Origin of the sequence: Agarivorans sp. Z349TD_8 (assembly GCF_050870825.2) — a bacterium.
GTDB lineage: Bacteria > Pseudomonadota > Gammaproteobacteria > Enterobacterales > Celerinatantimonadaceae > Agarivorans.
This window is the reverse complement of sequence record NZ_CP194037.2, coordinates 534372-555078: the sequence shown is the minus strand read 5'-3', so window position 1 is coordinate 555078 and position 20707 is coordinate 534372. Positions and strand designations below refer to the sequence as shown.

The window sequence follows — 20707 nt, the reverse complement described above, 5'->3', positions numbered from 1 at the left end:
TTTACTTAATGTGAGCGATAGCTTCAACTTCAACCAGAACATCTTTGGGTAAACGCGCAACTTCAACACAAGAACGCGCCGGCGCATTTTCCGGAAAATATTCAGCATACACAGCATTGAATGCAGTAAAGTTAGCCATATCGCTCAAAAAACAAGTAGTCTTAAATACCGTGGTCCGGTCTGCACCAGCAGCCGCTAATACCGCCATTAAGTTTTCCATCACTTGACGAGTTTGCTCAGAAATACCGCCATCGACAATTTCCATGCTACTTGAAACTAAAGGGATCTGTCCTGAAGTAAACACCAATTCATCGATTTTTGTTGCCTGAGAATATGGACCTATCGCAGCAGGTGCTGCATCGCTTGATACAATTTGTTTGCTCATAATATGCTCTTCAATACTAATATTAAAAACCGGAGTCTGTGACTTGGGGATACGCTTGTCAAATATTTTGCGCTAACCATCGATTTATTTGCATAAAAAAAGGCGGCCAATGGCCGCCTTTTTATCAAGTACTAAAGCTTATTCAGCATCACTACTTGGTGCAGCATTCAATAAAGCAGCCAAATTATCGGCAGCTTCATCCGCCGTTATCGGTGCTGGAGCAACCGATTGATTACGACGTTTTTCATGATACGCATAACCAGTACCCGCAGGGATCAAACGACCTACAATCACGTTTTCTTTCAGACCGCGTAACTCATCCTGTTTTCCACCCACAGCCGCTTCGGTAAGCACGCGTGTGGTTTCTTGGAACGATGCCGCTGAAATAAACGATTCCGTAGATAGTGAAGCCTTGGTGATACCCAGTAGCTCACGGCGGTAAACCGCTGGCCGCTTACCTTCAGCAACCAACACACGGTTTTCGATATTCACCCGTGCCACTTCTGCCTGTTCACCGAGCAAGAAGCTAGAATCACCCGCATCAAGAATCAAACACTTACGTAGCATTTGACGCACGATGGTTTCGATATGCTTATCGTTAATTTTCACCCCTTGTAAACGATATACATCTTGAACTTCGTTCACAATGTAGTTCGCAACAGGGCTGATACCACGTAAGCGTAAAATATCGTGTGGAGACTCTGGTCCATCGGCGATAACCTCACCTTTTTGAACCTTCTCACCTTCGAACACGTTCAGGTTACGCCACTTCGGTATCATTTCCTCGTAAGGAGCAGCATCCGTTGGAGTAATCACTAAACGACGCTTACCTTTAGTTTCTTTACCGTAACTAATGGTACCGCTGATCTCAGCAAGAATAGCAGGTTCTTTCGGTTGACGAGCTTCGAATAGATCTGCAACCCGAGGTAGACCACCGGTAATATCTTTAGTACCGCTTGATTCTTGCGGAATACGTGCAATCGCATCCCCCACACCTACTTCAGCATTATCTTCCAAGTTTACGATTGATTTACTTGGTAGGAAGTACTGAGCAGGAATGTCGGTACCAGCAATCAATACATCATTGCCTGAACCGTCAACCAATTTCACCATTGGGCGCATTTCTTTACCAGCACTAGGGCGCTCGTTCGGATCTAATACGTTAATGCTTGAAAGACCGGTTAGCTCATCGGTTTGACGACTAATGGTGACACCTTCAACCATATCAACGAATTTAACGCGACCAGGTACTTCAGTGATAATCGGGTGAGTGTGTGGGTCCCAATTAGCGATAGTATCGCCAGAGTTAACCGCACCACCGTCAGCAACTTCCAAAACACTACCATATTGCAATTTATGACTTTCTTTGGTCTGACCCAAATCATCAATAATCGTTAATTCGGTAGAGCGCGAAGTTACAACCAATTTACCTTCGTTATTCGTCACAACCTTGGCGTTATGTAACTTAATAGTACCCACGTTCTTCACTTGGATACTGTTTTCTGCTGCCGCTCGTGACGCTGCACCACCAATGTGGAAAGTACGCATGGTAAGCTGGGTTCCCGGCTCACCAATCGATTGTGCTGCAACGACACCGACCGCTTCACCGCGACCGACCAAATGGCCTCGAGCAAGATCACGACCATAACAAAGTGCACAAACACCAAAGTCATTTTCACAGCTAATTACAGAGCGAACCTTAACGGTATCAACTGAATTCTCTTCAAGAAGGTCACACAGTTTTTCATCAAGCAAGGTCTTAGATTTAATTAACACTTCATTTTCGGTACCTGGCTTGATGACGTCGCCAACCAATACCCGACCAAGAACACGCTCACGCAATGGCTCAACAACGTCACCGCCTTCGATATGAGGCGTCATCAAGATACCTTCTTCGGTACCACAATCGGTGTCGGTTACCACTAAATCTTGAGCAACGTCAACCAAACGGCGCGTTAGATAACCCGAGTTTGCTGTTTTCAGTGCGGTATCGGCCAAACCTTTACGTGCACCGTGCGTTGAGATGAAGTACTGAAGTACGTTAAGGCCTTCGCGGAAGTTAGCCACAATCGGCGTTTCGATAATCGAACCATCCGGTTTTGCCATCAAACCACGCATCCCCGCCAACTGACGGATCTGAGCAGCACTACCACGCGCACCGGAGTCAGCCATCATAAAGATACTGTTGAAAGACGCTTGCGCTTCTTCTTCACCATCTCTATTGATCACGACCTCAGTCGACAAGTTGTCCATCATCGCTTTGGAAACTTTTTCGTTAGCTGACGCCCAAATATCAATAACTTTGTTGTAGCGTTCACCGGCAGTTACCAGACCCGCTAGGAATTGCTCTTGAATTTCACTCACTTCTTCACTGGCTTCATCCACGATATCTTTCTTCGCGGCAGGAATAACCATGTCATTAATACCTACAGAGGCACCAGACAAAGTTGCGTAATGGAAGCCGGTGTACATCAATTGGTCAGCGAAAATAACTGAATACTTCAAACCTAGTTTACGGTAACAGGTGTTCAGTAAACCAGAGATCTGCTTCTTACCCATTGCTCGGTTAACCAATTCAAAAGGTAAACCTTTCGGTACGATTAACCACAAGATAGCACGACCAATCGTGGTTTTTTTGATTTCGGTCTTTTCGATCTTAGAGCCGTCTTCAGCAACAATCACTTCGGTGATTCGCACATTAACTCGTGCGTGTATGCTGGCCTGTTTAGAACGATAAAGCTTCTCAGCTTCTTTCGGACCTGACAGATACATACCTTCGGCTTGCGCATTCACTCGTTCCCGAGTCATGTAATACAAACCCAAGACAACGTCTTGCGAAGGCACGATAATCGGTTCACCGTTAGCTGGCGATAGTACGTTGTTGGTGGACATCATCAACGAACGTGCTTCTAACTGCGCTTCAATAGTTAACGGTACGTGTACCGCCATTTGGTCACCATCGAAATCGGCGTTATATGCCGCACATACCAATGGGTGTAACTGAATCGCTTTACCTTCAATTAACACTGGCTCAAAGGCTTGAATACCCAAACGGTGCAAGGTTGGTGCACGGTTAAGTAATACCGGGTGTTCGCGGATAACTTCTTCAAGAATATCCCAAACCTCACCACCTTCGCGTTCAACCATCTTCTTGGCTGCTTTAATGGTGGTCGCTAAACCACGCAATTCAAGCTTGCCATAGATGAACGGTTTAAACAGCTCAAGAGCCATTTTCTTCGGTAGACCACACTGGTGTAAACGCAGTGTTGGACCCACGGTAATTACTGAACGACCAGAGTAATCAACACGTTTACCCAGCAAGTTCTGGCGGAAACGACCTTGCTTACCTTTGATCATATCAGCCAAAGATTTAAGCGGACGTTTATTAGAACCAGTAATCGCACGACCACGACGACCATTATCCAACAAGGCATCAACCGCTTCTTGCAGCATCCGCTTCTCGTTACGCACAATAATGTCTGGGGCAGCCAAGTCTAATAGACGCTTCAAGCGGTTATTACGGTTGATCACACGACGATATAAGTCGTTCAAATCAGAAGTCGCAAAACGGCCGCCATCAAGTGGTACTAATGGGCGTAAATCAGGTGGAAGAACCGGTAATACGGTCATAATCATCCACTCAGGTTTATTCCCTGAATCGCGGAACGCTTCCATCAGTTTCAGACGCTTGGTAGTCTTCTTACGCTTGGTTTCTGAGTTGGTAGTTTGCAACTCTTCGCGCATCACTTCGATTTCTCGATCAAGCTCTAAATGACGTAGCAGAGCTAATACAGCTTCGGCACCCATTTTGGCTTCGAACTCGTCACCGTATTCTTCAAGAGAATCTAAGTAAGTTTCTTCGGTTAACATTTGGCCGCGCTCTAAGCTAGTCATACCAGGCTCAGTCACAACAAATGATTCGAAGTAAAGTACTCGTTCAATATCACGTAGCGTCATATCAAGTAACAAACCGATACGTGATGGTAACGATTTAAGGAACCAGATGTGCGCTACAGGAGACGCAAGCTCGATGTGGCCCATCCGATCACGACGCACTTTAGATTGTGTAACTTCAACGCCACACTTCTCACAAATTACGCCACGGTGTTTCAAACGCTTGTATTTTCCACACAAACATTCGTAATCTTTTACTGGACCGAAAATACGGGCACAGAATAGACCGTCGCGCTCAGGCTTAAAGGTACGATAGTTAATCGTTTCTGGTTTTTTAACTTCACCAAAAGACCAACTACGGATCTGATCGGGTGAAGCTAGGCCAATTTTAATGCCTTCAAACTCTTCGGTCTTGCTTTGTTGCTTAAGAAACTTAAGTAAATCTTTCACGTTTCTCTCCAGTCGGAGTTAAACCTGGGGCGTTTCTCATGAAACGCCCGCCTTGCTTTTAAATCAGGTGAAGTCCTGTGCTTACAGCTCGTCTAACTCAATATTAATACCCAAAGAGCGAATTTCTTTAAGTAGTACATTGAACGACTCTGGCATGCCGGGTTCCATCTGATGATTACCGTCAACGATATTTTTGTACATTTTAGTACGACCGTTCACATCATCGGATTTAACCGTGAGCATTTCCTGTAAGGTGTAAGCGGCACCATAAGCTTCAAGTGCCCATACTTCCATCTCACCGAAACGCTGACCACCAAACTGGGCTTTACCACCAAGCGGTTGCTGTGTAACTAAGCTGTAAGAACCAGTAGAACGAGCATGCATCTTGTCATCAACCAAGTGGTTCAATTTCAACATGTACATGTAACCCACGGTTACAGGGCGCTCAAATTCTTGACCGGTACGACCATCACATAACACAATTTGGCCTGAATCAGGCAAATCGGCTAAGCGCAATAGCTCTTTGATTTCAGCTTCTTTAGCACCATCAAATGCTGGGGTTGCCATTGGCACACCACCACGTAGGTTCTTCGCCAGTGTCATTACTTCTTCATCGGTGAAGCTAGCAATGTCAACTTTCAGTGTATCATCACCGACGTTGTACACTTTCTGAATGAAATCACGCAGTTTATCCATTTCGATTTCGCGCTGAACTTTCAGCATTTCGTCGATTTTCTCACCCACACCTTTAGCCGCGAGGCCTAAGTGGGTTTCTAGGATCTGACCAATGTTCATCCGCGATGGTACACCTAGCGGGTTCAAGCAGATGTCTACTGGACGGCCAGTTTCGTCATAAGGCATATCTTCACGAGGAACAATGGTAGAAATTACACCTTTGTTACCGTGACGACCCGCCATCTTGTCACCAGGCTGAATACGACGTTTAACAGCTAAGTAAACTTTCACAATTTTCAATACACCAGGCGCTAAATCATCACCTTGAGTGATCTTACGGCGCTTAATGTCGAATTGCTTGTCAAACTCGGCTTTGATTTCGTCGTATTGCTCAGCAATTTGTTCTAACTGGGTTTGTGCTGCTTCATCACTTAATGCCGCTTGCAACCATTCTGTAGGCGCTTGGCGATTTAGGTCTGATTCTGACTTACCAGCGTTCATCAATACTGATTTAGCACGAGCAAAGATACCCTCTTCAAGGATTTTGAATTCCTCGGTAAGATCTTTCTTCGCTTCTTTCAGCTGCATTGACTCAATTTCTTGAGCTCGCTTGTCTTTTTCTACGCCATCACGAGTGAACACCTGAACGTCAATTACGGTACCAAATACTGAATTAGGTACTCGTAGGGATGTATCTTTCACATCCGACGCTTTCTCACCGAAGATAGCTCGTAAAAGTTTCTCCTCAGGTGTCAACTGAGTTTCACCCTTCGGCGTAACCTTACCGACCAGAATATCACCAGGCTTAACTTCTGCCCCCACATACACAATACCTGACTCATCAAGTTTGCTCAGTGCGGATTCACCCACGTTAGGAATATCTGCTGAAATCTCTTCGCTTCCCAATTTGGTATCACGAGCAATACAGCTTAATTCTTGAATGTGAATCGTAGTGAAGCGATCTTCTTTCACCACGTTTTCAGAAATACCGATCGAATCTTCGAAGTTATAACCATTCCAAGGCATAAACGCGACGCGCATATTTTGACCTAACGCCAACTCACCTAAGTCAGTTGAAGGGCCATCTGCGAGTACATCGCCTTTAGAAACAAACTCACCAGCTTTTACCACTGGACGTTGGTTAATACAGGTATTTTGGTTAGAACGGGTGTATTTGGTTAAACTGTAAATGTCGATACCTGCTTCACCAGGACTCATTTCGTCTTCATTTACTTTAACAACAATACGACTTGCGTCAGCATAATCAACAGTACCACCACGCTTAGATACCACGGTCACACCGGAATCAACGGCAACCGCACGTTCAATACCAGTACCAACCAATGGTTTATCAGCACGCAGCGTTGGAACTGCCTGACGTTGCATGTTTGAACCCATCAATGCCCGGTTCGCATCATCGTGTTCTAAGAACGGAATCAACGAAGCAGCAACAGAAATAATTTGCTGCGGGCTCACATCCATATACTGAATTTGATCAGTCGGCATGTAAGTCGATTCGCCTTTATGGCGACAAGGCACTAAATCGGTTTCTAGTAACTTACCATCGGCATCTACCTCTGCGTTCGCCTGAGCGATCACGTAGGTGCCTTCATCAATGGCCGACAAGTAATCAACTTCATCAGTAATAACACTGTTGATCACTTTACGGTATGGCGTCTCCAAGAAGCCAAACTCATTGGTGCGTGAATAAACTGCTAATGAGTTAATCAAACCAATGTTTGGACCTTCTGGCGTTTCAATCGGACATAAACGACCATAGTGCGTTGGGTGTACGTCACGTACTTCAAAGCCTGCACGTTCGCGAGTCAAACCACCCGGGCCTAAGGCAGAAACACGACGTTTGTGTGTTACTTCAGAAAGCGGGTTGTTTTGGTCCATAAATTGCGACAATTGGCTGGAACCAAAGAACTCTTTTACCGCAGCCGAAATCGGCTTGGCGTTAATTAAGTCTTGTGGCATCAAGGCGTCAAGATCACCGAGACTCAAACGCTCTTTCACTGCACGCTCTACACGAACTAAACCAACACGGAATTGGTTTTCGGCCATTTCACCAACGCTACGGATACGACGATTACCGAGGTGATCGATATCATCGACTTCACCACGACCATTGCGGATCTCGATCAGCATTTGCATCACTTTAATGATGTCGTCTTTGTCGAGCACACCAGCAACTCGTCCGTCGTCACGACCAACACGACTGTTGAACTTCATACGGCCAACAGTAGATAAGTCATAACGGTCACCATTAAAGAACAAGTTCTCAAATAGTGCTTCGGCAGCATCTTTTGTTGGTGGCTCACCTGGGCGCATCATGCGGTAAATTTCAACTAAGGCCTCAAGACGATTAGTCGATGAATCTACACGTAAAGTATCCGAGATGAATGAACCATTATCCAAGTCATTGGTATAGATGGTTTTCAACATCGAATAACCCGCTTGCGCTAAAGCTGCGATCAACTCTAAGTTTAATTCGCTGTTTGCTTCTGCAATGATTTCACCAGTGGCTTCATCAACGTAGTCTTCCGCAAGCACTTTATCGGCAAGGTACTCGACTGGGACTTCAATCTGCTCAATACCAGATTTTTCCAATTGACGAATGTGACGAGCTGTCACCCGGCGACCAGTTTCAATTAAAACTTCGCCATTCAAGATCACATCAAAAGAAACCGTATCACCGCGTAAGCGAGATGGCACTAACTCCATCAACACCTTGCCATCCTTCAATTCAAAGGTGGTGGTATCGAAGAAAGTTGCCAAGATTTCTTGGGTGGTCATTTCTAAAGCACGCAAAATGATCGAGGCCGGTAGTTTGCGACGACGGTCAATACGAACAAATAAATTATCTTTCGGATCGAATTCGAAATCTAACCACGAACCGCGGTAAGGAATAACGCGAGCGTTATATAAGACCTTACCTGATGAATGCGTTTTACCACGATCGTGGTCGTAAAACACACCCGGGCTACGGTGTAGTTGGGATACGATAACACGCTCGGTACCGTTAATTACAAAAGTACCGTTACCTGTCATCAAGGGAATTTCACCCATGTAAACTTCTTGCTCTTTGATGTCTTTCACCGTGCCAGCCGGAGCTTCACGGTCAAACAACACTAAACGCAATTTAACGCGCAAGGGAGCAGAGTAGGTGACTCCACGAATTTGACATTCTTTAACGTCAAACACCGGCTCGCCAAGACGATAGCTAACGTACTGTAGCTCTGAATATCCTGAATAACTGGCAATCGGGAATACACTGCGGAATGCAGCTTCCAGCCCATACTCGCCTTCAGGATCGATCTCTATGAATTTCTCAAAAGAGTCAAGCTGTATTGAAAGCAGGTAAGGCGTGTCCACTACTTGAGGACGTTTTCCAAAGTCCTTACGAATGCGTTTTTTCTCTGTATAAGAGTAAACCATATGGTTCCTCAGCTCGCTGATAAGTGACCCACTCTGTCCGCAAAAAATCTGGGACAGTTCTTACGTACCGTTTGTCTTGTATTTAGATGTTTCCCACCTAAATTTTTTGCTAGACGCACCATCTAAAACGGTGATAAAAAAGACGACGTCCTACAGCGCAAAAAGGCCGGTGGTCAAATAACCACCAGCCATAGCCTATAAAGGCTGCAATCTACTTATAAGCAGATTACTTAACTTCAACAGAAGCACCAGCTTCTTCAAGAGCAGCTTTAAGCGCTTCAGCTTCTTCTTTAGATACTGCTTCTTTAACAGCAGCAGGAGCTGAATCAACTAAACCTTTCGCTTCTTTCAAGCCAAGACCGGTAGCAGCACGTACCGCTTTAATAGCAGATACTTTGTTTGCGCCAGCAGCAGTTAAGATTACGTCAAATTCGGTTTGCTCTTCAGCAGCCGCACCAGCGTCACCAGCAACAGCAACAGCTGCAGCAGCAGATACGCCGAACTTCTCTTCCATAGCTTCGATTAGTTCAACAACGTCCATTACTGACATTTCAGCAACAGCTTCGATAATTTGGTCTTTAGTGATAGACATGACTCAAATTCCTAAATTCAATTAAATTTATAAGATAATGTAGCAACAAGCAAATTATGCTGCTTCTGCCTCTTTTTGGTCGCGTAATGCGGCCAGAGTGCGAACCAACTTGCCAGCTGAAGCTTCTTTCATAGTTGCCATTAACTTGGCAATTGCTTCGTCGTAAGTTGGTAGTTTTGCAAGAACGTTTACGTCTGCTAATGCACCTTCAAATGCTGCTGCACGTACTTCGAATTTTTCTTGCTCTTTAGCGAAGTCTGTTAACAGACGCGCTGCGGCACCGGGGTGCTCGTTAGAGAAGGCAATCAAAGTAGGACCGATGAATGACTCAGAGAGACATTCTAGGTCTGTGCCAGCTACTGCACGGCGGGCAAGGGTATTACGTACCACTTGCATAGATACGCCAGCTTCACGCGCTTTAGCACGCAATGAAGTCATCGCACCTACAGTTACGCCACGTGAATCAGCAACTACTGCAGAAAGTGCACCTTTGGCAGCTTCGTTGACGTCAGCGACAATTTGCTTCTTGTCTTCGAGTCTTAATGCCATTGGCTTTACTCCTGGATTCCAATACCAGATACATCTGGTGTTTACTTTCCTCTAACCCTAAGGATTAGAGACCTTTACGGCTTGGTGTTCCAGAATAAATAATTATTCTTGGGTTTCCTCACCATCTACGTAGGAAATTAAGCTCATAACAAGCACCTACGGTCTTGGATGAGGGCCGAGGCCCTGACCCATAATTACAAAGCGCGATATTATAGTATAAATATCGCACGCTGTAAATATTAAGCTTGGATTTCTAAAGTCGCGACATCAATAGCTAAACCAGCACCCATGGTGGTAGATAAGCTAACTTTCTTGATGAATTGACCTTTAGACTGAGCTGGTTTCGCTTTGCGAAGTGCAACAACTAAGGCTTCCAAGTTTTCTTTTAACTTGTCAGCTTCAAAATCAACTTTACCAATAGTAGTATGGATAATGCCGTTTTTGTCGTTGCGGTAACGAATTTGACCCGCTTTCGCTAATTTAACCGCATCAGCAACATTTGGTGTAACCGTACCCACTTTAGGGTTAGGCATCAAACCACGTGGACCTAGGATTTGACCTAGTTGACCCACAACGCGCATTGCATCTGGAGATGCAATCACAACGTCGAAGTCCATTTCACCGGCTTTAACTTTTGCCGCTAAGTCATCCATACCAACGATATCGGCACCGGCTTCTGTAGCAGCTTCAGCGTTTGCACCTTGAGTAAATACTGCAACGCGAACGTTACGACCAGTACCATGAGGTAGTACAGTTGCACCACGTACGTTTTGGTCTGATTTACGAGGATCTACACCCAAGTTTACTGAGGCATCAACACTTTCAAGAAATTTAGCAGAAGCCAGTTCTTGAAGAAGCGCTACCGCTTCGTTGATTGAGTATTCTTTTGTTGAATCAACTTTTTCGTTGATCGCACGCATGCGCTTAGAAATTTTCGCCATCGTATTAGCCCTCTACAACCAAGCCCATCGCGCGGGCAGATCCTTCAATTGAACGAACCATTGCGTCTAAATCAGCACCGGTCATGTCGACAGCTTTAGTGTTAGCAATCTCTTCAAGTTGAGCACGCGTTACAGTACCAACTTTAGTTTTATTTGGAACACTAGAACCAGACTTAATACCTGCAGCTTTTTTCAGCAAGTACGAAGCAGGTGGAGTTTTAGTTTCAAAAGTGAAAGAGCGATCAGCATACACAGTAATAACAACTGGTACTGGTGCGCCTTTCTCAATTGAATCTGTTTTTGCGTTAAACGCTTTACAGAATTCCATGATGTTTACACCGTGTTGACCTAGAGCAGGACCAACTGGTGGTGACGGGTTTGCGGCACCCGCAGCAACTTGAAGCTTAATATAAGCTTGGACTTTTTTAGCCATTTTAGATTTACCTTATTTTGGGTTCAAACGCCTCCTGCAAGTGCAGTTGGCTTCCCGATGGAACAAAGGGCAGCGGATTATAAGCGATCCTCTGCCCTAAAAACAACCAATTGTTTAGTTTTTATCAACCTTTCTCGATCTGGCCAAATTCCAACTCGACAGGAGTTGCCCGACCAAAGATCAATACTGATACTTTCACCCGGCTCTTTTCGTAATCCACTTCTTCGATGGTACCATTGAAGTCGGCAAAAGGACCGTCGGTAACCCGAACCACTTCGCCTGGTTCGAATAATGTCTTAGGTCTTGGCTTATCGCTGGTTTCATCCAAACGATCAAGAATGGCCTGAGCTTCTTTATCAGAAATGGGTGCCGGACGCTCAGCAGTACCACCAATGAAACCTAATACCCGCGGCACACTTTTCACAAGGTGCCAACTTTCATCGTTAAGCTCCATTTGCACCAGAACATAACCGGGAAAGAATTTACGCTCGCTCTTACGTTTTTGACCCGCGCGCATCTCTACGACTTCTTCAGTCGGGACCAAGATTTCACCAAAAGAATCTTCCATCGCATGGATTTGAATATATTCTTTTAACGACTTAGATACGCGCCCTTCATAGCCAGAGAATGCTTGGACCACGTACCAACGTAATTTGCGCTCTTCAGTCATTAGATACTCACCCCTGTAACAAAGGCAACCAGACGAACTAAGATGGCGTCTAATCCCCATAAAATTAGCGACATGAATGCAGTAGCAGCTAATACAATCATGGTAGTTTGAATGGCTTCTTGACGAGTTGGCCAGATAACCTTACGCACTTCCATACGCGATTCTTTAGCAAAGACAAAAGCTTGCTTGCCTTTATTAGTTTGTGAAGCAATAGCGAGTGCAGCAACGGCTGCGATGACTACGCCAAGCACACGAACTAATACCGAGATATCTGTGTATAGGTAGTTACCTACCACAGCGGCGATTAAAATTAGAGCCGCTAAGGCCCATTTTAGGCCATCTAACGACCCACTTTGGTTTTCAGTACTGGTACTCATCAAACAACCTGCAAATAATCCCACAAAATCAAAAATCCCTTCTATAAAGGGATAGTGGCAGGGGTGGAGAGATTCGAACTCCCAACATTCGGATTTGGAATCCGACGTTCTGCCATTGGAACTACACCCCTATAGTACGAAGCCCGACATTATAGGCACTTTGTTTAAAGATTGTAACCCTTAAATTGGCAAAATAGTGCCAAGATTGTGGCTTTGAACTACTTTCTAGCGTTTCGCTCTCTTATACCAATCTGATTAATTATATGGCCTACATATTGCGCTGAATAAATCTGTCGGTAACGAGCCGTAAAGCACAGTAACTAGTGGCTCTAATGACAAGATAAATAACGCAGTTAGTGATTATTTCGGCTAGCAAGAATGAACAGATAATGAGTTAGATTGGTATTGACTTGCGGTTTCTACTGAAACGATCCGGAAAGTCAATCTTAGCAAACGGCTGTATGTCTTCAACAACATCCCTCTGGCAAGTCATTTTTTCGCAATAAAGTCTGGCACAGACCCGCCCCAAAATACCGATTCCGCAGCCATTGAACGTCATCAATACTCAGCGATAACTCTAGGCAGGGATAAACAGCAAGATAACGAACATCAGCAGAGTTCGGTACTTCATAAAACAAAAGCGCCCTTTTAAGTATGCTATTTACTTTTCTTGAGGCAATAAAAAAGGCCGCCTAAGCGACCTTTCTTGCTTGTGCTAACTTCTTATTCGAAGATTTTAGCTACAACACCCGCACCTACTGTACGGCCACCTTCACGGATTGCGAAGCGTAAACCTTCGTCCATCGCGATTGGGCAGATTAGCTCAACAACAAATTTCAAGTTGTCGCCAGGCATAACCATTTCTACGCCTTCTGGAAGCTCTACAGCACCAGTTACGTCAGTTGTACGGAAGTAAAACTGTGGACGGTAACCTTTGAAGAATGGTGTGTGACGACCACCTTCATCTTTGCTTAGTACGTATACTTCAGCTTCGAACTTGGTGTGTGGAGTAATTGAACCTGGTTTCGCCAATACTTGACCACGTTGGACGTCATCACGCTTGGTACCACGTAACAAAATACCACAGTTCTCACCTGCACGACCTTCGTCAAGCAATTTGCGGAACATTTCAACACCAGTACAAGTTGTTTTAGTGGTTTCTTTGATACCAACAATTTCAATTTCTTCTGAAACTTTGATGATACCACGCTCAACACGACCGGTTACCACGGTACCACGACCTGAAATTGAGAATACATCTTCAATTGGTAGTAGGAATGGCTTGTCGATGTCACGCTCTGGCTCTGGAATGTAAGAATCTAAAGCTTCTGCAAGCTCAATGATTTTTGCTTCCCATGCTTCTTCGCCTTCTAGGGCTTTCAAAGCTGAACCTTGAATCACTGGTAAGTCATCACCAGGGAATTCGTATTCTGATAGAAGTTCACGTACTTCCATTTCTACTAATTCTAGAAGCTCTTCATCATCTACCATGTCACATTTGTTCATGAACACGATGATGTAAGGTACACCTACCTGACGAGAAAGCAGAATGTGCTCACGCGTTTGTGGCATTGGGCCATCGGTAGAAGCAACTACTAAGATAGCGCCGTCCATTTGTGCAGCACCAGTAATCATGTTTTTCACATAGTCGGCGTGTCCAGGACAGTCAACGTGTGCATAGTGACGAGTCGGTGTATCGTACTCAACGTGTGAAGTTGAGATTGTAATACCACGCTCGCGCTCTTCTGGAGCGTTATCGATTGCTGCGAAATCTTTTGCTTCACCGCCGTATACTTTTGCCAATACGTTAGTAATAGCCGCTGTTAAAGTTGTTTTACCGTGGTCAACGTGGCCAATAGTACCAACGTTTACATGCGGTTTATTACGTTCAAATTTTTCTTTAGACATAATAGTCCCTCTGGATAAAGGTCATTGGCACCAAAGCACCATTGGTTTGCGTTTACCGAACTGTAAAAAGTAATAGGGAGACTTGAAAAGGAGTGGTGCTGATAGGCAGATTCGAACTGCCGACCTCACCCTTACCAAGGGTGCGCTCTACCAACTGAGCTATATCAGCATTGGAGCGGGCAGCGGGAATCGAACCCGCATCATCAGCTTGGAAGGCTGAGGTAATAGCCATTATACGATGCCCGCATCAAACCTTTTGGAAGACGACCTACTACCAAAAATAATGGTGGGGGGGGACGGATTCGAACCATCGAAGCTTTCGCGGCAGATTTACAATCTGCTCCCTTTGGCCACTCGGGAACCCCCCCACACAATCACCTATAAATACAAGGTGAAGCCTACTTAAGAGATGGTGCCGATTGCCGGAGTCGAACTGGCGACCTACTGATTACAAGTCAGTTGCTCTACCAACTGAGCTAAATCGGCATCGCTTAAGTGCTGCGCATTCTATGTAATGCCTTTATTAAATGCAACAAGCAAATACAAAAAAAACTGCAGGAAAGGTGCAAACGCGCAAAAATCAGCCATTAGGCTCATTTATTGGCCACGAAGTGACACTTCTCCCGCCATATAGGCTTGTAAACCACTCTCTTGTTCAACTAATAATTGACCTTGTCGGTCAACGCCTTTTGCTATCCCAGAGACTTGTTTGTGTTCGGAAAAGTGCAACGTTACATTTTTATCACGAAAAATATCGTATCGATTCCAACGTTGTTGCAAGGCAACAAAACCCTGATCTTTAAATATGTCAAACATCTGATTGAGCGAGTGGACGATAGCAATTGTTAACGCAGTTCGATCAACCGTCGGTTCGCCCGCGACTTCAAGTTGCGCAAAAGCTTGGTCTATCAACTGCCCCTTCGACTCCGTAACGCGGACATTGACCCCCAAACCAATCACTAGATTCACCGTGCTATTCGCCTGTCCTTGCATTTCAATAAGCACGCCACCCAATTTTGCCGAACCAAGATAGATGTCATTCGGCCATTTTAAGCCGAGATCTCGATAACCCTCTGCTTCTAACGCCTCGACGATAGCTAAACCAACGGCAAGGCTCAGCCCCATTGCGGCTTCAATGCCATCTTGCAAGCACCACAATAAAGACATACAAAGCTGTCCCGCATAAGGGGTTTGCCAGGCCCGGCCGCGACGCCCGCGTCCTGCACTTTGATATTCGGTCATCACTAACTGACCATGGCTCAGCTCAGCCTGATGGCGATTCAACCAGGCATTGGTTGAATCCACTTGATGTAGTAATTTAGGTGAATGAGCGGAAAGCTCGGCTTGCAGACGGTCGATATCAAGTAAAGATAAGGGCTGAACTAAACGATAGCCTTTACCTTTTACGCTAAAGATATCCAAACCCAGCGGACCAAATTGCTTAACGTAAGTCGCTACGGTGGTTCTTGATACGGCCAACAGTTGCGCTAAGCGCTCACCTGAGCAAAACTCACCATTTGCTAAGTATTGAATGAGCCGATAGGCCTTATCTTCATTCATTGGGTCGCCCCAACACCGAATCCGGTGCCACTTCACCATCGGCCCCAATAAACCGCACTTCCGGCTCAAGCACAATGCCAAATGCCTGCCAAACTTGGTTTCGAATGTATTGGCATAAGCTCAATAATTGCGCAGCGCTAGCATGCCCATGGTTGACTAATACTAATGCTTGCTCTTGATGCACCGCTGCGTCTCCAATACGATAGCCTTTCAAGCCTAAATGGTCGATTAACCAACCAGCTGCCAACTTTCTCTGTCCGCCGGCGGCTGGATAATGTACTAATTTAGGGTACTGGTTCACTAAACTATCGACTTGCTCCTGAGCAATGACTGGGTTCTTGAAAAAACTCCCAGCGTTACCCAGTAAAGTTGGATTGGGGAGCTTAGCCTTTCTAAGCTGACAAACGGTATCAAATACCTGCTGTGCACTGGCACTTGGGGCTAATCGATCGAGTCCAGCGTAATGAATCGAGGCTCGCCATGCTTTTGCAAGCGATAACTCTACCTCGGTAATTAAGCCCTGATTTTTTAGGCGCTGTTTGAAAATACTATCCCGATAACCAAACTCGCACTCCGCTGCAGTTAACCGTTGAACACTAAAATCGTCAAACGAAAAATAGCTCACGGCATGACAACAATCGGCAAACTCTAAACCATAGGCACCAATGTTTTGCACCGGTGCCGCACCAGCAGTTCCTGGGATCAAGGCCAAATTTTCTAAACCGGGTAGGCCATGCGAAATCGTCCACTGCACAAGGTGCTGCCAGTCTTCCCCAGCCGCAACAGTTAACTGAATCGCTTGCGCGTTATCCTCGACTTGGAGCCCTCGCAGCCGATTAAGGATAACTAAACCCTTAAAGTCTTCTGTTAATAATAGATTTGAGCCGCCCCCAATAATCAGCCAACTTAATTGCTTGGCCTTCACCCACTCAAACAAGGCTGGTAACTGTTGTACCTGTTCTAATTCAAACAGGTAATCTGCTTTTAGCTCAAGCCCAAAACTATTTAAATGCTTAAGGCTAGCGTTACGAATAAAAGATTGCTCAACACTCATTTTCTCAACCGTACTCGACTCACCTCGTGATTTGGCCCCTTTTCCAAAATCAGATCGGCGCGCTCACGAGTCGGCAAAATATTTTCAACTAAATTAACGTAGTTGATACTGGTCCAAATTTGTGCCGCAATCTTAGCGGCATGCGTTTCATCTAATTTTGCATAATGATGGAAGTAGTTATCGGGGTTGGTGAAAGCACTACCGCGTAATTTTTTAAAGCGGTCCACATACCACACTTCCAATAGGCTAGGCTCTGCGTCTACAAAGATGGAGAAGTCGAGGTAATCGGATACGTATAGTGGCCGCTGTTGTCCTGGCTGCCCTTCTGCCGATTGCAGCACATTCAAGCCTTCCAAAATGACGATGTCAGGCTGCTCTACCTCAACCCGCCGACCTTTCACAATGTTATATGATGAATGGGAATAGATCGGGGCGCTCACCTTCGGCTGTCCCGCTTTCAAGGCCGCGACAAAAGCCAAAAGTGCTTTTTTATCATAGCTTTCAGGAAATCCTTTGCGTTGCATTAAGCCCTTGGCTTCTAGCTCTTCATTGGGGTAAAGAAATCCATCAGTCGTAACAATATCGACCTTTGGATGTTCCGGCCAACGTTGCAATAGCGCCTGCAAAATCCTTGAAGTGGTGCTTTTACCTCCAGCTACACTGCCGGAAACACCAATAATGTATGGTACATGTTTAGCACTGCCTAAAAAGTCTGCAAGAACTTCACGGCGATTTTGTCGGGCCTTCACGTAGAGATTGAGCAAACGCGATAAGGGCAAATAAATATCACATACCTGTTGTAATGATAAAGCTTCATTAATCCCGCGAATGTTTTCTAAATCGGTTTCATTAAGGGTAAGCGGAACCGATTGGCGGAGTGTTGCCCAAGCTTCACGTTCAAAATCGAGGTAACTGAAAGCAGGCTGCGTAGTGTTGTGGATAGCTGGCATGGGCCCTTCCTATATAATGCGGCACAACCATATAACAAAAGCTATAAACACTCCACCTCAACTGACCAAATTAGCCTCTCTGGTGATCAGGTTTTAGCGTCAATAGATGCAACTAAACTACATTTAATCAACGGTATGGCGAGGGTGAAACACTGTCAGTCCGATGCCGAGTAGCAACCTTATTTAAAGTCACTCCTGCAGGTTCGAGTCCAGCCTGAGTAAATTTATTTAGCGTTCGTTTCAGCGACTGAATATCGGTTCGCTCTGCTTCAATTACCAAAGAAATCGCATCAACCGACCCCCTATGAGCATCGCATCGGACACCTGCAACGGCTCCGGTGTCAAGCAAAACGCGATCATAATGTTGACACAGGCCAGTGAGCAGTAATCTAAATTTTTTCGATGCTAGTAAAGATGCGGAATCTGGCCCAATCAAACCAGCGTTTAATACATCAAATCCAAGTTGTGGATCCCGATGAATAGATTGTGCAACTGAATGGGTTCTGGCCAATAAATAAGTTAAGCTGGGCTAAGCGAAAGAATAGTTTAAACAAACAGAAGCCGAAGCTCGATGTAGATCAGCATCAATCAGCAATACTTTTTCAACTTCACTACATGCAGTAGCAGTTTGTATCACTAAACTCGTCTTGCCTTCCCCCTCTAAAGCAGAATAAAACAATACCAGTTGTCCACCATTGGGACGCATCTGTAAGCTCCCAGGCAATGCCCTTAAGGGCTCATTCAACCAAGGATTAATACCTTGCACAAACCACTGCTGATTGCGTCCTTTCAGTTTAGGTACTTCGGCAATAACCTCAACATCCAGCACTCCCTCCAATGGCTCGCGACACGCAAAACCCTGGGCCAAGGTTTGCTTAAACAAAACCACAAGGGAACTGATAATAAAAGCCGTAAAAACCGCAATAAGCAGGCTAAGAATTTGCTAGCTGCCACTCACCGGTTCGGATAATACAGCGCAATCGATAAGTTGGGCTTCTCCGTATGCGTGGCCGCGAGCGCTTCAAGCTCTCTGCGTATTTCAAGCGATCTAATATATATCCCAGACACCGCATCAATACCATGTGATCCCGTCCAGAGAATAGCAACGGCGGATCCAAAACCTGCCCTGCCGTTGGTACACGGCTCCATTCCTCTATAAGCCATACCATAGAACGCTTGCTAGCTGTTTCACTCACCGCATGGCGATAATCAATGTAGGCTTTTGCCACTGCCACAGATACTTGTTGAGCTAGTTGAGGATCCCAGCTGCTAAAGCTGATTTTAACCATTTGAGTGGTCACGATAGGAGTGATCGTTAGACCCTGTGCAAATTGCTTCAATAGCTGTGCTTTTGTCAATAAGCCAGTGTTAACCAACTGATTACTATGACCTTGGCTTAGGCGTTCCCACCAATAAAACCAGGGTTGAATCGCTTGATGTAAAAATGCTGAATGATGCAATAAATCCAATTGTTCAATGACCCGAGAAGCGATTAACTTAGAACGAAGAATTTCGAGCTCTGTATTAAAAGAGCCCGTAGCTTGCGACGCGAGGTCATGCTTAACCAGCAGCATTTCCTCGGGCCAGTAGCCCAGTTTCACGGTAGAAGTCGCCTGGTATAGTTCGGGCTTTGCTTTAAAATACAGTATCGTTAGTAGTAGCGTGCCCCCTACAACCGCGGCAATGCGCAGTTTATGCAACCATAAACTTACCAGCAGCGGTCGCACACTCCCGGTTTTAGCTTTCCGAAGATTGGCTAGCTTTTGTTTACCCATGAATCGAACCGAATAATCCTAAACAACAAATCAGATTGTGACAGATAGTGCCGGTGAGGATGACAACTTGCAGTTAACCAACACCAGAAATTGAGGAGGGATGAGTTATTGATGCAGCAAAGACAATAATTACCGCTTTAATCATATAGTTAAATGTAAAAAAGGCTCCCAAACAGGAGCCTTTTTTATAGTTTAAGACCTAAATTTAGGCTTTAACTATTACGTCTACCAAAGTCCAAGACTTAGTCTTAGAGATTGGCGCACATTCTTTGATGCTCACTACATCGCCTTCTGCGGCAACATTGGCTTCATCATGAACGTGTAGCTTAGTAGTACGCTTGGTATATTTCCCATAGATAGGGTGTTTAACCTGGCGTTCAATAGCAACAATAATAGATTTCTCCATTTTGTTGCTAACTACTTTACCTTGCAATGTACGGATATCGCTCATTACGCACCTGCCTTCTGATTCAGAATAGTTTTCACACGCGCGATATCGCGACGTACGTTTTTAAGCAAATGTGTTTGAGCTAATTGGCCAGTACTTGCTTGCATACGCAAGTTAAATTGCTCACGAAGCAGGTTAAGTAGCTCAGCTTTAAGCTCTTCAACACTTTTATCTTTAAGTTCGTTAGCTAACATCACATCACCGTCCGCGTTACAAATGTAGTGCTAATAGGTAACTTACGCGCGGCAAGCTCGAAAGCTTCACGAGCAAGTGTTTCTGCTACGCCGTCCATTTCATACAGGACTTTGCCTGGCTGAATTTGGGCTACCCAGTATTCTACGTTACCTTTACCTTTACCCATCCGAACTTCGAGTGGCTTTTTGGTAATCGGTTTGTCTGGGAATACACGGATCCAGATTTTACCTTGACGTTTAATGTGACGAGTCATTGCACGACGTGCTGCTTCGATTTGACGAGCAGTAAGACGGCCACGACCAGTCGCTTTTAAACCGAAGTCACCAAAAGACACGTCTTGTCCTTTGCCTAGACCACGGTTACGACCTGTAAATTGCTTACGGAATTTAGTTCGTTTTGGTTGTAACATT

At 45.2% G+C, this 20707-nt stretch carries 18 protein-coding genes and 5 tRNA genes; all 23 read right to left on the bottom strand.

Annotated elements, in window-relative coordinates; all coding sequences use genetic code 11:
* Position 1: 1 nt before the first annotated feature.
* Positions 2 to 385 (bottom strand): RidA family protein, encoded by a 384-nt coding sequence (locus tag ACRRS1_RS02440; protein ID WP_432468484.1) that lies wholly within the window; start codon positions 383 to 385, stop codon positions 2 to 4.
* Positions 386 to 523: 138 nt separating this feature from the next.
* Complete coding sequence (gene rpoC / locus ACRRS1_RS02435; protein ID WP_432454742.1) at positions 524 to 4729, bottom strand: DNA-directed RNA polymerase subunit beta'; 4206 nt, start codon at positions 4727 to 4729, stop codon at positions 524 to 526.
* An 81-nt stretch (positions 4730 to 4810) separates the two neighbouring features.
* Positions 4811 to 8845, bottom strand: a complete 4035-nt coding sequence (gene rpoB / locus ACRRS1_RS02430; protein WP_432454743.1) for a DNA-directed RNA polymerase subunit beta — start codon at positions 8843 to 8845, stop codon at positions 4811 to 4813.
* A 226-nt stretch (positions 8846 to 9071) separates the two neighbouring features.
* The gene (gene rplL / locus ACRRS1_RS02425) at positions 9072 to 9437 is read right to left on the bottom strand and encodes a 50S ribosomal protein L7/L12 (protein ID WP_432454744.1); all 366 of its coding nucleotides are present in this window, start codon (positions 9435 to 9437) and stop codon (positions 9072 to 9074) included.
* Positions 9438 to 9491: 54 nt separating this feature from the next.
* Positions 9492 to 9986, bottom strand: coding sequence for a 50S ribosomal protein L10 (gene rplJ / locus ACRRS1_RS02420; RefSeq protein ID WP_432454745.1), 495 nt, complete (start codon positions 9984 to 9986; stop codon positions 9492 to 9494).
* Positions 9987 to 10225: 239 nt separating this feature from the next.
* A complete protein-coding gene (gene rplA, locus ACRRS1_RS02415) occupies positions 10226 to 10927 on the bottom strand; it encodes a 50S ribosomal protein L1 (RefSeq protein ID WP_432468485.1) in 702 nt (233 codons plus the stop codon).
* Positions 10928 to 10931: 4 nt separating this feature from the next.
* Positions 10932 to 11360, bottom strand: coding sequence for a 50S ribosomal protein L11 (gene rplK, locus ACRRS1_RS02410; RefSeq protein ID WP_432454747.1), 429 nt, complete (start codon positions 11358 to 11360; stop codon positions 10932 to 10934).
* A 124-nt stretch (positions 11361 to 11484) separates the two neighbouring features.
* Positions 11485 to 12030 carry a transcription termination/antitermination protein NusG gene (nusG, locus tag ACRRS1_RS02405; protein WP_432454748.1) on the bottom strand — a complete coding sequence of 182 codons (546 nt, stop codon included), beginning with the start codon at positions 12028 to 12030 and terminating at the stop codon, positions 11485 to 11487.
* Positions 12030 to 12407 carry a preprotein translocase subunit SecE gene (secE, locus tag ACRRS1_RS02400; protein WP_432454749.1) on the bottom strand — a complete coding sequence of 126 codons (378 nt, stop codon included), beginning with the start codon at positions 12405 to 12407 and terminating at the stop codon, positions 12030 to 12032. The genes nusG and secE overlap by 1 nt, the downstream gene beginning before the upstream one ends.
* Positions 12408 to 12462: 55 nt before the next feature.
* Positions 12463 to 12538: transfer RNA gene (locus tag ACRRS1_RS02395), tRNA-Trp, on the bottom strand.
* Between the two features lie 592 nt (positions 12539 to 13130).
* On the bottom strand, positions 13131 to 14315 hold the full coding sequence (tuf, locus tag ACRRS1_RS02390; RefSeq protein WP_432454751.1) for an elongation factor Tu: 1185 nt from the start codon (positions 14313 to 14315) through the stop codon (positions 13131 to 13133).
* Positions 14316 to 14408: 93 nt separating this feature from the next.
* Positions 14409 to 14484: transfer RNA gene (locus ACRRS1_RS02385), tRNA-Thr, on the bottom strand.
* A 2-nt stretch (positions 14485 to 14486) separates the two neighbouring features.
* Positions 14487 to 14561, bottom strand: a tRNA-Gly gene (locus tag ACRRS1_RS02380).
* 38 nt (positions 14562 to 14599) lie between these two features.
* A tRNA-Tyr gene (locus ACRRS1_RS02375) sits at positions 14600 to 14683 on the bottom strand.
* Between the two features lie 42 nt (positions 14684 to 14725).
* Positions 14726 to 14801 (bottom strand) — tRNA-Thr (locus ACRRS1_RS02370).
* Positions 14802 to 14912: 111 nt separating this feature from the next.
* Positions 14913 to 15875, bottom strand: a complete 963-nt coding sequence (birA, locus tag ACRRS1_RS02365; RefSeq protein WP_432468487.1) for a bifunctional biotin--[acetyl-CoA-carboxylase] ligase/biotin operon repressor BirA — start codon at positions 15873 to 15875, stop codon at positions 14913 to 14915.
* The gene (gene murB, locus ACRRS1_RS02360) at positions 15868 to 16929 is read right to left on the bottom strand and encodes a UDP-N-acetylmuramate dehydrogenase (protein ID WP_432454753.1); all 1062 of its coding nucleotides are present in this window, start codon (positions 16927 to 16929) and stop codon (positions 15868 to 15870) included. The genes birA and murB overlap by 8 nt, the downstream gene beginning before the upstream one ends.
* A complete protein-coding gene (gene coaA, locus ACRRS1_RS02355) occupies positions 16926 to 17879 on the bottom strand; it encodes a type I pantothenate kinase (protein ID WP_432454754.1) in 954 nt (317 codons plus the stop codon). The genes murB and coaA overlap by 4 nt, the downstream gene beginning before the upstream one ends.
* A gap of 529 nt (positions 17880 to 18408) precedes the next feature.
* Positions 18409 to 18708: a hypothetical protein gene (locus tag ACRRS1_RS02350; protein WP_432454755.1), complete on the bottom strand. Its 300-nt coding sequence runs from the start codon at positions 18706 to 18708 to the stop codon at positions 18409 to 18411.
* Between the two features lie 103 nt (positions 18709 to 18811).
* On the bottom strand, positions 18812 to 19654 hold the full coding sequence (locus ACRRS1_RS02345; protein WP_432468489.1) for a Wzz/FepE/Etk N-terminal domain-containing protein: 843 nt from the start codon (positions 19652 to 19654) through the stop codon (positions 18812 to 18814).
* A 205-nt stretch (positions 19655 to 19859) separates the two neighbouring features.
* Positions 19860 to 20105, bottom strand: a complete 246-nt coding sequence (rpsQ, locus tag ACRRS1_RS02340; protein WP_432454757.1) for a 30S ribosomal protein S17 — start codon at positions 20103 to 20105, stop codon at positions 19860 to 19862.
* Positions 20105 to 20296, bottom strand: coding sequence for a 50S ribosomal protein L29 (gene rpmC, locus ACRRS1_RS02335; protein WP_163134083.1), 192 nt, complete (start codon positions 20294 to 20296; stop codon positions 20105 to 20107). Before rpmC ends, rpsQ begins: the two co-directional genes overlap by 1 nt.
* The gene (rplP, locus tag ACRRS1_RS02330) at positions 20296 to 20706 is read right to left on the bottom strand and encodes a 50S ribosomal protein L16 (RefSeq protein ID WP_432454758.1); all 411 of its coding nucleotides are present in this window, start codon (positions 20704 to 20706) and stop codon (positions 20296 to 20298) included. The genes rpmC and rplP overlap by 1 nt, the downstream gene beginning before the upstream one ends.
* Position 20707 lies beyond the last annotated feature (1 nt).

What these genes read in the sequence shown, in the direction of transcription:
- rplL (WP_432454744.1), bottom strand. Translation starts at nt 9,437, where the DNA reads ATGTCTATCACTAAAGACCAAATTATCGAAGCTGTTGCTGAAATGTCA.
- rpsQ (WP_432454757.1), bottom strand. Translation starts at nt 20,105, where the DNA reads ATGAGCGATATCCGTACATTGCAAGGTAAAGTAGTTAGCAACAAAATG.
- rpmC (WP_163134083.1), bottom strand. Translation starts at nt 20,296, where the DNA reads ATGTTAGCTAACGAACTTAAAGATAAAAGTGTTGAAGAGCTTAAAGCT.
- tuf (WP_432454751.1), bottom strand. Translation starts at nt 14,315, where the DNA reads ATGTCTAAAGAAAAATTTGAACGTAATAAACCGCATGTAAACGTTGGT.
- murB (WP_432454753.1), bottom strand. Translation starts at nt 16,929, where the DNA reads ATGAGTGTTGAGCAATCTTTTATTCGTAACGCTAGCCTTAAGCATTTA.
- rplJ (WP_432454745.1), bottom strand. Translation starts at nt 9,986, where the DNA reads ATGGCATTAAGACTCGAAGACAAGAAGCAAATTGTCGCTGACGTCAAC.
- rplK (WP_432454747.1), bottom strand. Translation starts at nt 11,360, where the DNA reads ATGGCTAAAAAAGTCCAAGCTTATATTAAGCTTCAAGTTGCTGCGGGT.
- rplP (WP_432454758.1), bottom strand. Translation starts at nt 20,706, where the DNA reads ATGTTACAACCAAAACGAACTAAATTCCGTAAGCAATTTACAGGTCGT.
- ACRRS1_RS02345 (WP_432468489.1), bottom strand. Translation starts at nt 19,654, where the DNA reads ATGGGTAAACAAAAGCTAGCCAATCTTCGGAAAGCTAAAACCGGGAGT.
- rpoB (WP_432454743.1), bottom strand. Translation starts at nt 8,845, where the DNA reads ATGGTTTACTCTTATACAGAGAAAAAACGCATTCGTAAGGACTTTGGA.
- nusG (WP_432454748.1), bottom strand. Translation starts at nt 12,030, where the DNA reads ATGACTGAAGAGCGCAAATTACGTTGGTACGTGGTCCAAGCATTCTCT.
- coaA (WP_432454754.1), bottom strand. Translation starts at nt 17,879, where the DNA reads ATGCCAGCTATCCACAACACTACGCAGCCTGCTTTCAGTTACCTCGAT.
- secE (WP_432454749.1), bottom strand. Translation starts at nt 12,407, where the DNA reads ATGAGTACCAGTACTGAAAACCAAAGTGGGTCGTTAGATGGCCTAAAA.
- ACRRS1_RS02440 (WP_432468484.1), bottom strand. Translation starts at nt 385, where the DNA reads ATGAGCAAACAAATTGTATCAAGCGATGCAGCACCTGCTGCGATAGGT.
- rplA (WP_432468485.1), bottom strand. Translation starts at nt 10,927, where the DNA reads ATGGCGAAAATTTCTAAGCGCATGCGTGCGATCAACGAAAAAGTTGAT.
- birA (WP_432468487.1), bottom strand. Translation starts at nt 15,875, where the DNA reads ATGAATGAAGATAAGGCCTATCGGCTCATTCAATACTTAGCAAATGGT.